Annotated in this window: 13 protein-coding genes; 5 read left to right on the forward strand and 8 right to left on the reverse strand. The window is 63.0% G+C overall.

The window, feature by feature from the left end; genetic code table 11:
- Positions 1-8 precede the first annotated feature (8 nt).
- Together B9Y51_RS10255 and B9Y51_RS10260 are read right to left on the reverse strand one after the other, a co-directional pair.
- The gene (locus B9Y51_RS10255) at positions 9-1,487 is read right to left on the reverse strand and encodes a class I SAM-dependent RNA methyltransferase (protein ID WP_048678518.1); all 1,479 of its coding nucleotides are present in this window, start codon (positions 1,485-1,487) and stop codon (positions 9-11) included.
- A complete protein-coding gene (locus B9Y51_RS10260) occupies positions 1,484-3,589 on the reverse strand; it encodes an APC family permease (protein WP_085529591.1) in 2,106 nt (701 codons plus the stop codon). Before B9Y51_RS10260 ends, B9Y51_RS10255 begins: the two co-directional genes overlap by 4 nt.
- Between B9Y51_RS10260 and B9Y51_RS10265 the strand changes: the two genes are divergently transcribed.
- Positions 3,570-4,370, forward strand: coding sequence for a potassium channel family protein (locus tag B9Y51_RS10265; protein ID WP_082156634.1), 801 nt, complete (start codon positions 3,570-3,572; stop codon positions 4,368-4,370). The genes B9Y51_RS10260 and B9Y51_RS10265 overlap by 20 nt on opposite strands.
- A 1-nt stretch (position 4,371) precedes the next feature.
- Positions 4,372-5,106, forward strand: coding sequence for a potassium channel family protein (locus B9Y51_RS10270; protein WP_048678519.1), 735 nt, complete (start codon positions 4,372-4,374; stop codon positions 5,104-5,106).
- A gap of 30 nt (positions 5,107-5,136) precedes the next feature.
- Here the strand turns inward: B9Y51_RS10270 and B9Y51_RS10275 are convergent, their stop codons facing one another.
- From B9Y51_RS10275 to dut, 4 genes are read right to left on the reverse strand one after another with little or no spacing between them, the layout of a single operon-like run.
- A complete protein-coding gene (locus B9Y51_RS10275; protein WP_048678520.1) occupies positions 5,137-5,862 on the reverse strand; it encodes a DUF3159 domain-containing protein in 726 nt (241 codons plus the stop codon).
- Positions 5,863-5,884: 22 nt separating this feature from the next.
- Positions 5,885-6,322, reverse strand: coding sequence for a hypothetical protein (locus tag B9Y51_RS10280; protein ID WP_085529592.1), 438 nt, complete (start codon positions 6,320-6,322; stop codon positions 5,885-5,887).
- Entirely contained in the window at positions 6,315-7,157 is an 843-nt protein-coding gene (locus tag B9Y51_RS10285; protein ID WP_085529593.1) for a DUF3710 domain-containing protein, read from the reverse strand. The genes B9Y51_RS10280 and B9Y51_RS10285 overlap by 8 nt, the downstream gene beginning before the upstream one ends.
- A 12-nt stretch (positions 7,158-7,169) precedes the next feature.
- A complete protein-coding gene (gene dut, locus B9Y51_RS10290) occupies positions 7,170-7,616 on the reverse strand; it encodes a dUTP diphosphatase (RefSeq protein ID WP_085529594.1) in 447 nt (148 codons plus the stop codon).
- Positions 7,617-7,788: 172 nt separating this feature from the next.
- On the opposite strand from dut, the gene B9Y51_RS10295 reads away from it, so the two are divergent.
- Complete coding sequence (locus B9Y51_RS10295) at positions 7,789-8,349, forward strand: DUF3093 domain-containing protein (RefSeq protein ID WP_065424203.1); 561 nt, start codon at positions 7,789-7,791, stop codon at positions 8,347-8,349.
- Between the two features lie 88 nt (positions 8,350-8,437).
- Here B9Y51_RS10295 and B9Y51_RS10300 read toward each other — a convergent pair whose 3' ends face one another.
- Positions 8,438-8,737 (reverse strand): DUF4193 domain-containing protein, encoded by a 300-nt coding sequence (locus B9Y51_RS10300; RefSeq protein ID WP_048678524.1) that lies wholly within the window; start codon positions 8,735-8,737, stop codon positions 8,438-8,440.
- Positions 8,738-8,767: 30 nt separating this feature from the next.
- Positions 8,768-9,013, reverse strand: coding sequence for a hypothetical protein (locus tag B9Y51_RS11110; protein WP_143468046.1), 246 nt, complete (start codon positions 9,011-9,013; stop codon positions 8,768-8,770).
- A gap of 35 nt (positions 9,014-9,048) precedes the next feature.
- On the opposite strand from B9Y51_RS11110, the gene sepH reads away from it, so the two are divergent.
- Complete coding sequence (gene sepH / locus B9Y51_RS10305; RefSeq protein WP_085529595.1) at positions 9,049-10,170, forward strand: septation protein SepH; 1,122 nt, start codon at positions 9,049-9,051, stop codon at positions 10,168-10,170.
- A gap of 143 nt (positions 10,171-10,313) precedes the next feature.
- Positions 10,314-11,582 carry a hypothetical protein gene (locus B9Y51_RS10310; protein ID WP_085529596.1) on the forward strand — a complete coding sequence of 423 codons (1,269 nt, stop codon included), beginning with the start codon at positions 10,314-10,316 and terminating at the stop codon, positions 11,580-11,582.
- Positions 11,583-11,613: the final 31 nt, after the last annotated feature.

The following is an 11,613-nucleotide window of genomic DNA, read 5'->3' on the forward strand; positions in this document are numbered from 1 at the left end:
CTGGAAATTTAGGCTCGTTCAAAAACGGCCAGCGTCTCCACATGGTGTGTATCGGGGTACATATCCAGCCCCGTCACCTCCGCAAGCTTCCATCCGAAGGCGGCGAGATAGCCGGTGTCTCGACCCAATGCCGCCGGGTCGCAAGACACGTACACGATGCGCCGCGGACCAATCTGCGTCAGACGCTCCAAGACTTTTCGCCCGGCGCCCTGGCGTGGCGGGTCGAGGACCACGACGTCGGGAATGGATGACGGCTCGGGCGAGTACCTCGATGCAGGCCGGTTTCGGCGCCCGGGATCGGCCCCTCCGTGAGCCTCACGACTCGGCGTGCCCCATCGAGCCAGTGCCTGTTCGACGCCGGCCCGGGTGGTCACGATCTGAGTTTGAGCCGCGCGCGGGGTCCGAGCTCGACCCTCGGGACCAAAATTGAATTCAGCGTCGGCGGCAGTCACTGGCGAGCCCTCCACGGCCCACACTGTCCCAGGTCCTCCCACGCGGTCCGCGAGCGCCGCCGTCAAGAGCCCGGCCCCGGCGTACAGATCCCAAGCCGTTTCTCCTTCGGCGAGTCCGGTAGCTTGTCCCACGAGGTCGTAAAGTCGTTCGGGCGCTGCGCGGTGATTCTGCCAAAATCCGCCGGCTCCCACTCTGAAACGCAATGACGAGCCGTCGGGGAGGCTGAGTTCCTCGACGACGTCCCCGCTCCCCCGAACCACGACCGGAGCGGGCTTTTCGCCCCGGGAACGTCCGGAGCGTGGGGCCGGGAGAATCACGGCCCCGACCGCCTCGTCGGTGGGCAGGCACATTCCGAGTTCCACGTCGATGTCGTCGGCGATCTCCTCCGGCACGACGCCGTCCACGGCCGTAAGGACCACCAAGGGTGGGTTGCCGCATGCGGGAGCCGCCACATCGATGCGCTGGATGCTCCGCCATTCCCCCTCGTAGAGGCGCAAGGCATTGATTCCGGCGATCGCGAAGGGCAAGTCCTCGACCGGGATGATGTCCGAGCCGTGATATGGATGCATACCTAAGCGGCCCGAATCATCGACGGCCCAATGAACCCTCGTGCGCCATCCCTCGTCGGAGGGCGCGTCCAAGGGCTGAACCGTCAGGTCGGTCAAGAGGCCGTCGGCCGGATCCATTCCGCCCAATCGTTCCAGCTGCTCTCGGATCACTCCTGCCTTGTATTGGCGCTGCGCCTCAGGGCGGATGTGTGCGTAGTCGACGCCTCCGACGGGCGTTTCGGTTCGCTCTGGATCGGCGGGGGCCCAGTCGTAAGATCGCCGATCCGGTGAGGGATTCAGGATCTCGACGGCCCGAGCATTGGCGAAACGGCCGCCTTTGCCCAGTGACTCGACACGGGCCCGGACGCGCTCACCGGGAAGTCCATCTCGGACGAAGCACACGAGGGATTCGTGTCGACCGACGGCGGCACCCCCGTGCGCCATTCGGTCCAGATCTACTTCGATCTCGCTGCCTTCTTCGATCACGCCAGCATCTCCTCGTCTTCGTGTCCGAGCCGCCACGGCACCACGGCCGTTACCACTCCAGGTTCGCGGCGTAGTGCCTTGGCAATTTTGTGTCCCGATCTATGGTGCAGGAATTTATCCCACCAGTGCTCCAGAACGTATTCGGGAACGTACACGATCACGACGTCGCGGGGCGAGGCCTGTCGCACTCCACGGACGTGTTCGACCACCGGCAGAACGGGGTCGCGATATGGCGATGCAAGGATCGTCAACGGCACCGGTACTTCGTAGCGATCCCAGAGCTGACGGGTTTTCCGAGTCCCGGCTTCATCTACGTTGAGCACCAAGGCCTCGATGGTCGAGGGTCGGGTCGCCCGAGCGTAAGCCAGGGCCCGTAGCGCGGGCTTTCGCAACCGCGGTACCACGACGATCGCGTGGACCCGTGAAGGTAGAGCCTTGAGCGGATTCCTTTGTGTCACGGCGAGCTCCCGTTCGATCGCGGAATAGTGCTTTTTGATGATCCACGCGGTCATCGTCACGACGCCGACGACGAGGACCGTGACCCACGCACCCTGCGTGAGTTTGGTCAGCAAGACCACGACGGTCGCCAGGACCGTGGCGATCAAGCCGATCGCGGTGATGATTTGGTCGCGCAGGAGGCGGCGTCGAGGCTGAGCATCCAGGACCACACGGATCTCGCGACGACGCCGCAAGAACACGGCGGTCTGCGTGAGGGACATCGAGAAGAGGACCCCCACCACATACAGCTGAATCAGCGCGTTGACATCCGCTCCAAAGGCGAGGGTTACGACCGCCGCCGAGGCCCCCAACACGAGCACGCCGTTGGCGTAGAGCGACCGGTTGCTCCGCGCACGGAAGTGCACCGGCAGGTAGCCCTTTTCGGCCATTGTTGATGCCAAGATCGGGAATCCCGCGTATGCGGCGGCCGGTGCCATCAGCAAGAACAGCACCGTGCTGATCACCAAGGCGTAAAACATGACCCCGTGGCCGCCGACTGCCTCTCCTACCTGCGCCAAGATCGGCATCTGCTGAAAGTCTTCGGAGCGGCCCTGGCCGTTCAGGACGAGTTGAGTGGAATCCATAGTGACCACGGCACCACTGGCACGCGCCAGGTAGAGCACGACGACCAGGACGACCGCGGTAGCCACCCCAGTGATGGTCAAGCTTCGTGCCGCATTCTGAGCTTTGGGTGGCCTAAAGAAGCGCACCGAGTTGCTGACGGACTCCACACCCGTCAAGGTCACCGCGCCTGAGGAAAACGAACGGGCCACTAAGAGGAACAATCCCATACCCGTGAGGGCGTTGGATTCTGCGGTTTCCGGTCTGACATAGAAGTCGTGGCTGGGGGCCTGCCCCAACGAGCCGCTCCACGCCTCCACCAAGCCCACTCCCAGCGTTACGGTGAGGCACACGACGAAGAGGGCGGCGGGAATGAAGGCCACCCGGCCCATGAATCGAAGGCCGCGGATAAAGACGAGCGTCAGAATGATGACCAGGCACACGGCGACCAATTGTCGGTGGCCCGCCACAGCGGGGATGAGATCCATGAGATACGTTGCCGCTGAGGAAACGGAAACGGAAACGGTGAGGACGAAGTCAAACAGCAGGCTGACACCAGCGGCCGCTCCCGTCTTGGGCCCGAGGAGTTCCGTCACCACGTGATAGTCCCCGCCGGATACGGCCACGTCCCGGATGTTGTATCGGTAGGTGCCGATAACCAGCAGCAAGACGATCGCTACCCCGAGGCCAACCCACGGGGACAGTGCCAAGCCCGCAGTGCCCGCCAGGGCCAGAACCATGATGATTTCATCCGGTGCATAGGCAATCGCCGAGAATCCATCCGCACCAAAGACCGCGAGCGCGGAGCGTTTGGACAGGACCAAACTCCGAATCTGCTCGGTCTCTTTCGGTGCGCCAAAAAGAGCGCGCCGCAAGCGAGTGGGAAGTGTTTGCACAATGCCATACGCTACCGCACCACCGGATGTCGTTTCCGTGGGTGCATTACGCTGGTCCTGAGCCCACCGCCGCGTCCGAATCCATCGTTCGACCGCGGCCCACGACAATGTCAGGAGACCATCCACCGTGCCCCACTTCGTGATCATGGGCGCCGGCCGCGTCGGCGTGATGCTCGCGCATTCTCTCGAGGCCGCCGGTCACACCGTGGCGATCATCGACCAGGACGAACGCGCTTTCCGCCGGCTTCGCAAGGATTTCGACGGCAAGAAGGTCAAGGGCGTGGGATTTGACCGCGAAACCTTGAAGCGCGCCGACATCGAAAGTGCCTACGCGTTTGCGGCGGTGTCGAGCGGCGACAATTCCAATATTTTGGCGTCCCGCGTGGCACGCGAAACGTTCAAGGTGGCGCACGTGGTGGCGCGCATCAACGACCCCAACCGGGCCGAGTTCTTCCAACGTTTAGGCGTCCCCACGGTGGCCGCGGTTCGTTGGAGTACAGACCAGGTGCTGCGTCGCATCCTCCCGGAGCAGTCGATGACCGGCGATTACCGCGAAGCGTCGGGCCGTCTCGTCCTGGCCGAGCTACAGCTGCATGAGGACTGGACGGGCCACCCGTTGAGCGACATCGAAGACGCCGCCGAATTGCGGATTGCCTACATCACCCGGTTTGGCGAAGGCATGTTGCCGAGCGCCGAGACGAGCTATCAGCAAGGCGACGTCGTGCACGCGATGATGCGCACCCAGGAGATGAACGCGGTCGCGAGGATTCTCTCGGCTCCCCCGGCAGGGTTGGACGACGAGCCCCTCGAACCGAAACTCCAACAGCGGTCCTGGGGAAAACCCGCCTCGACGGTCGAGAGGCTCAACGACGTCAACGGCAAGGATTCCAGCGATTCCGGCCTTGGCCGAGGCATGGGAAAGGAATAACGTGCAGGTACTGATTGTCGGCGCAGGATCCGTGGGGTCCTCGATTGCGCACGAGTTGTTGGGCCATGGCCACCGGGTCACGATTCTCGACGAAAAACCCGAGTCCATCGGCCGGTCTGATTTGCGCGGGGCCCACTGGCTCATTGGTGACGCCTGCGAATTATCCGTCCTCCGCCAGGCCGAACCTCAAAACGCCGACGTCATTGTGGCGGCGACCGGCGATGATAAGTCCAATTTGGTGGTCTCTCTCCTGGCCCGTTCGGAATTCGGGGTTCCCCGAACCGTGGGCCGGGTCAACAATCCGAAGAACGAGTGGCTCTTCGACGAATCCTGGGGTGTCGATGTCGCGGTGTCGACGCCGCGCCTGATGACGGCGCTCGTGGAAGAGGCGGTGGAGGTTGGCGACGTCGTGCGTCTCCTCGACCTGCAAACCGGCGGGGCAACGTTGATCGAATACACGGTCCCCACGGATCACCCGTACGTTGGCTGGACGGTGGAAACCATCGATTGGCCGGCCGAAACCACGTTGGTCGCCATCTTGCGAGATGGCGTCCCGATTACGCCCAGCAATGACGACGTCGTCGAAGGCGATGATGAGCTCTTCCTGATCACCACCCCGACCGGAGAACGCGAATTGCGGAGCCTCTTCAACGCCGAGGTAGACAGTTCCGAGTCGAGTTTTGAGCGCGTCGATGAGCCCGGTACGGACGAGCTCAGCCAAGGGCAAGAGATGTAGCGTGTCTCCGCCGTTGAGGAGCCGCCGAGATCAGTTCTCTGCGGCCTCCACGACGACGGCGGGGCGCGTCATCATCCACGTGATCCAGAGGCAGAAGGCGTACAGCGGTATTCCCATCACCAGACGGCTGATGCCCAACGCCGGTAGGTTCTCCGCGAAGAATAGCGGGAGTTGAACCGCGAGCCGGACGAGGAACATCGCAGCGAGGACGCCGGTGGCGAGCTGATACACGCGTCGTCGTGCCGGCTCCCCACGCCACGCGGTGTCTTCGCCCCGAAGCATGCCGTAGATCAATCCGAGGAGGGGCCACCGCACCGCCATCGACAGAAGCAGGCCCGCCGCGTATGCGCCGTTGGTCCAGAAGCCCACCACGTAGTAGTCGATCGGCTTGCCCCCGGCGTGAGCGAAAAATGCACAGATCAACACGCCGACCGCTCCGGAGAACGCCTGAATCTTTTGGCCTCCGGTGATGAATCGGAGGACTGAAGCCACCACTGCCAAACCGATCGCGATCGACAGGGAAATGCCCAACGACGAGGTGATCAGAAAGGCCGTCAGATAGGCGATAGACGGCAAAACGGCCTCAAGGAGTCCTCGAACTCCCCCGATCGCGTGCATCACGTCGATCTGGCCGCGTTCATCCCGGCGGAATGCTCCGGAGTTTCCATACGCCTGGGCCATCTGCTGGCCAAAGGTGAGTCGCCGCTCCTCGGGCCCCTCGGCGGCCTCTCCCGGGTGGTCATGGTGCTCACTCATGCGGTCGCTTTCCTTTTCTCCATCAAATCTCTTGGTGTCGCGAGACGATTTCGTAGCGCGGGTTGTAGATGACCGGCACGCCGTTCAGGTCGGCGAGCATCCCCGAACACCGCAGTCTCGTGCCGGCGCCAATGCCGGGCACGGTTCGTTGCCCGTGCCAGACCAATCGAACGTGAGTCCCCGGCCCAAGGGGCGCCTCATCGTCCGTGTCGAAGTGCGGCATATCCATCGCGATCGCCGATGTCGGGGCCACGAAGGAGCCTTTCGGGGTCTTGCCCCGGGTCTCAGAGGACACGGTTCGATAGCTCGCGGTAATGTCCACCTCAGCCTCGTACCTCGGACGCGCCATGATGGGTTGCAGATGCACTTCCGTCACTCGCCCCTCGACGAGCACTCGAATGCGTTGTTGCGGGGCACCTGACCGCACGGGCATTTCCGTGGTCGGTTCGGAATCAGCCAATCTTGGTGATTTCCGGGCCGCGTTCCGGAACCGGCAAGCTTTGAGCCTCTTCTTCCGTGGGGTCACGGCGCACGGCGTTATCCGGGATGTTCAGGGGCAAGAGATCCCGGGGAGCCATGGGTTCGCGTCCGCGAACGACCACGAGACTACGGAAGATGCGCTCCATTTCACGGGCAGAACTCCGCTTGACCGCGGCGTCTCCGGAGAACACACCGCGCAAGAACCAGCGGGGGCCGTCGATCCCGACGAATCGTGCCACGCGGTAACCCCTGTCGCCATTCGGCAAGGATGCCGGCAATTTCGCGATGACCTGTCGGCCCAGAGTGCCCTCCAAGATATCGACGACGCCATTCTGCTCGCGCACCGACGCGGCCAGCTCGGCCCGCACCTCGGCCCACAAGCCCCGGCTCTTCGGCGCGGCGAATGGTTGAACCTGCAGGACCGCGCCATCTTTCTGGAAAGTCACGGACACGACCGACTGGCTGCGCTGATCAACATCGATGCGCATATTGACGTTCTCATCCGGTTTGATTCGAAGCCCACCAAGATCAATGTACGAGTCGTCGGTCTCGATCTCGGAGACGTCGAAAGGGCCGGTCACGGAACGGTCCGGTTCATCGTCAAGGTCCTGGTCCGCGGCGGCCGCGGCCTGTTCGGCGCCCTCGATATCTTCGTCATCGTCCGCATTCACCAGATCGCGTTCGGCATCGGTGTCCTCAACCGAGGTCGCGCCTGAAGCCTCTGAGGACGGAGTTTGCTTGGCAGACTCCACGTCCTTCGATGTCTCGTCCGTTGCTTCGGCGTCCTGCTTCTTTTTCTTTCCGAATCCCAGCACTTTCGGTCCTTCCTACAGGGTTCCCGTCGAGCCGAAACCGGCCGCACCGCGTTCGGAAACGGGCAGTTCGTCGACGATGCCAAATGTGGCGTGCTCGTATTTCTGGATCACGAGTTGAGCGATGCGCTCCCCGCGATGAATCTCATAAGTTTCATTCTGGTCTGTATTCAGCAGCGTGACCATCAATTCGCCACGATAGCCGGAGTCCACGGTTCCCGGGGCATTGACGACGGTGATGCCGTGTTTGGCCGCGAGTCCGGAACGTGGGTGGACCAGGCCGACGTAGCCCTGAGGCAAGGCGATCGCCACACCCGTGGGAATCAGGGCGCGCTGGCCGGGGGCCAAGGTGACGTCGTGCCGGGCCCGCAAGTCCGCGCCGGCGTCGCCGTCCTTCGCGTAGCTTGGGGCCTCGATGCCCGCGTCCAATAATTGCACCGGTACGTCCACGGTGGGGTGCATGTACCCATTACTCCTTTGTCGCCGATGGGATCCCGCGCCGGCTATGAGCGCGTCCTCAGGTCGACGCGCGGGGTGCTATCCCGACACGCCTTAGGCCACTGTAGCGGCTTCACCGCCGTGGCCGGGCTCACGGGTTAACTCCCCGAGGGCGCCGACGCGTATTCTGGGAGGCATGTCTGAGCCTGCCTCCCCAACCCCCGACGACGCGCCTTTCGGCGATCCCGGCCGCGTCATATTCCACGAAAAGCTCGTCCCCGGCGCGGGCATGTGGATTTTCGTGGCCCTCACCGGCGTCGCCAGCTTTGCCGTGGGTGCCCCCATCAACATCCCGATCGCGATCGTGGCCGGAATTATTGTTGCGGCAACGTTGGGTTTAATTCTCTATTCCTCATCTCCCGTGCTGGAAGTCACAGAAGATTCGCTCCAAGTCGGTCGCGCTCACATCGAACGCGAATTCGTCGGGGAGGTTGAGGTTTTCCGGGGCGAAAACGCTCGCATCGCGTGCGGCCCCGCCGCCGATGGCCGAGCATTCATGAATTTCCGCCCGTGGGTTTCCCCGGTCGCACGAATTCACATCACCGACCCCGCGGATCCGACGCCGTATTGGCTCACAAATTCCCGCCGTCCCGAAGAATTCGCGCTGGCACTGGGTTCGGACCCTGCGGAACAGACGGTTCGTACACCCCTCATCGATCAGCCCGTCGCCGAGACGGACGAGGAAGAAGCGCCCTGAACGCTCAGAGGTCACCACGTTGCCGACACATAAAGGGGAGGGGCCATTTCGGTCCCTCCCCTTATGCGTTAACGGGTCACGGCGAGTTTTACGCCTCGCACTCCACGCAGTAGTACAGGCCGTCTTCTTCGCGTGCAATCTGAGAGCGATGACGCACCAAGAAGCATGAAGCGCAGGTGAATTCGTCCTGCTGGGCCGGGAGTACCACCACGGAGAGTTCCTCGTGGGACAGGTCGGCGCCCGGCAACTCGAAGCTCTCGGCGGCAGCGTTCTCGTCCTCATCGACGACGTTGGACTGCTGATCGCTTCGGTGAGACTTCAGCTCCTCGATGGAGTCGGAGCTGCTCTCTTCGTCTTGCTTGCGCGGGGCGTCGTAATCGGTAGCCATGTGTTTGTCACGCTTTCGTTGGTTTTTGTGTCAATCGGCCCACAGGGCCAAATCGATCGTCAAGTGGTTCTCCCAGCCGGCATACACACTTGCCGACGCCATCTCGGTAAATTCATCGGAGTCACGTGTGCCGGTGTCGCGATGATTGTTCACTATCTCCCCCGTAACTGTCCAGCCGAATTTCCTGACAGCTGATTCGCGTCGATACGGAAGTCCCTTGAAAAAGAACACAGGCGGTATTCTGTCTGGAGAAGCGGGCGCGATCGTCCAGGTCACGGACGCGCCGGACGAGTATTTTCAAAGGAGAACTGATGGATCGGCTGACATTCGTGGGTGTCCAGGACGACGGCGAACACCTCGTCCTCGAATCCGCGAACGACGGGCACCGGTATCAGGTTCGCATCGACAACGGCTTACGCAATGCCGTAGTCAAGGCCCGACGCGCCCAAGCACCTCGGGGCTTGAGCGGTCGCGGTGAATACGGCCCTCGAGATATTCAGACTCGCTTTCGGCAAGGTGCCAGCGTGGACGAGATCGTTGCCGAATCCGGCTGGAAGCCCGAGCGCGTGCGCCGATACGAATGGCCCATTTTGGCAGAGCGCGCCCATATCGTGGCGGCCGCTCGTCAGGTAACCGTCCGCCAACTCGGCCATCACTCCCCCGGACGCCGGACTCTGCACGACCAGGTCGTGGCGGTTCGCGAGGATTGGAATTTCGCCGAGGGCGATGCCCAGTGGAATTCCTGGCAACGCGAGGACGGTCAGTGGAATGTCACGGTCTCCGTGGATTATTCGCAGTCCGCTCTCGCCCAGATTTCCCCCGGCGCGGATTTTCCCGCCCGATTTGTCTATAACCCCGCAAATCAAACCGTGACGGCGGGCAACGCCGTCGCCGAGTTCCTCTTGGGCAAGAGCTTGTCCGACGCCGACGACGGCCCTCAGCCCGTGGAGGCTCCGGCGGATGAGGCGACCCCGCCGCACGCCGCAGGATCGGACGCCGACCCCGACGGCGGGAACGAACCCTCTCACGACGTCGTAGACGATTCCACGGAGTCGTCGACCGTCGCACCAGAGGACGCCGAAGAGTCCGTTCCCAGCACTTCACGAAGCCACCTTCACGCCGTGAGCGATGAGCAGACATCGACGGAAGCCCTCTTGGACGAGCTGGAGACCCGTCGCGGGACGCGTGCAGGCGCTGACCCGGACAGCGATCGACGCCTCGCTCAGATGAGCGAAGACCTTCCGATGGAAGACTCCACGACGGATGAAGCCGAAGCCGAGGACAGCGAACCCACCCTCGACATCGAGGGGATGGACGAAGCCCGTTCCCAGGCCAGTTCTGCCAAGCAGGGTTCATCGCGTTCACGGAGCGGCCGGCCTTCAATTCCCAGTTGGGATGACATCGTCTTCGGGCAGCAACGTCCCAAAGACTAAGACCAACACCACCCCAAACCGTGACCTTGCTTATCCTTAGAAACATTCGGTAGCTATAAACTCGTCAGTAGCCGCGATATCACGGTACTTTTATGTATGAGGTAGTCAACTGCCTGTTTCGCACACAACGCGCAAAGGTCTGCATGGGGAAGAACCGCCGCAAAAAGCGTCCAGGGAGCGGCACATCGCCGATCGGCCCGAAGGAAAACACCACGTCTGAGACGTCCTCCACCTCGGAGGAAGAACCCTCGACGTCCGGTAACACAACGTCACGTCCGTCGGACGCGTCGTCCTCCGCCGACGGTTCCTCCATGGACCACTCCGAACCTGTGGACGAAGACAAGGCGTTACCCACCGAGCCGTTGGAGTCCGAGGAACCTGGCTCCGCGAACCGCGACGACCTAGCCCCAGGCTACGAATACGTTGGTCAAACAGAATCCTCCAGGACGGTATCGCCGGCCACCGAGCCGATGATGAGCCTCAATGACGAGCTTTTCTCCGATGCCGAGATTCCTACGACCAAGCGTGAGCGGAGGGAACAACAACGACGCCGCGAAGCCATCGAGGCACGTCGCCGTTCCCAGCAACGCGCCCGTAGCGGCGGTTCCACGAGCTCCCGAGGCGCAACGGCTTCGGGGATCGCGGCGGGCGCTATGGCCGCCAACGCCGCCTCCTCGCCTGAATCAATCAGCGCGACGTCGGCAGCAGATGCCGACGGAAATCCCATCGAGCATGCTCCGGAAGGAGCTGGTTCATCCGAAAGCGGCCCTGGTCCAGAGCCCGCAGGCATCGCTGCTCCAGGCAGTGATGACACGAACCGCAATGCCGCATCGGTTGAGAGTCCTGTAGAAGACACCGCGCGAGGATCGAAGGCCACACCGTGGATATGGACGGGCGCGGGAGTCTTGGCCGTCCTCGCCATCAGTGGAGGAACGGTCCTCTTCCTCAACCACCAACAGAACGATGCTCCCCCGGTTGCCAGCTCGTCGGCAACGACCACCTCAAGCACGCCCACCAGCAGCTCACCAGCGCCCACGTGGGAAACCCCGCCACCGGCACCCGTACCGAGTGTCATCGAGCAACAGCCCGTTCCGACGGCACCGGAAGGAAGCGTCTCCCAAGCCCCCACCGTCGCTCCGACGACACAGGCTCCCGCGCCGACGCCAACCCCCGAACCGACCACGCCGGAACCGACGACTCCCGAACCCACAACCCCCGAACCGACGACGCCCGAGCCTACGACTCCGGCGCCGACCCAAGAACCCACGCAGGCCCCAACGCCAGCGCCGACGACACCGGCCGCGCCCGCAACTCCGAACCGCCCCTCTGGCAAGACCGCAGCGACGGAAGCGCCGGCGCAAGACATTCCGTCACAAAATGCAAGTCACGGTGGTGGCCAAGGGCGCGGTTAACCGACCCTTCGGGGCGAGTAGGACCGTGACC

The sequence above is a fragment of the Kocuria massiliensis genome (assembly GCF_900169715.1).
GTDB lineage: Bacteria > Actinomycetota > Actinomycetes > Actinomycetales > Micrococcaceae > Rothia > Rothia massiliensis.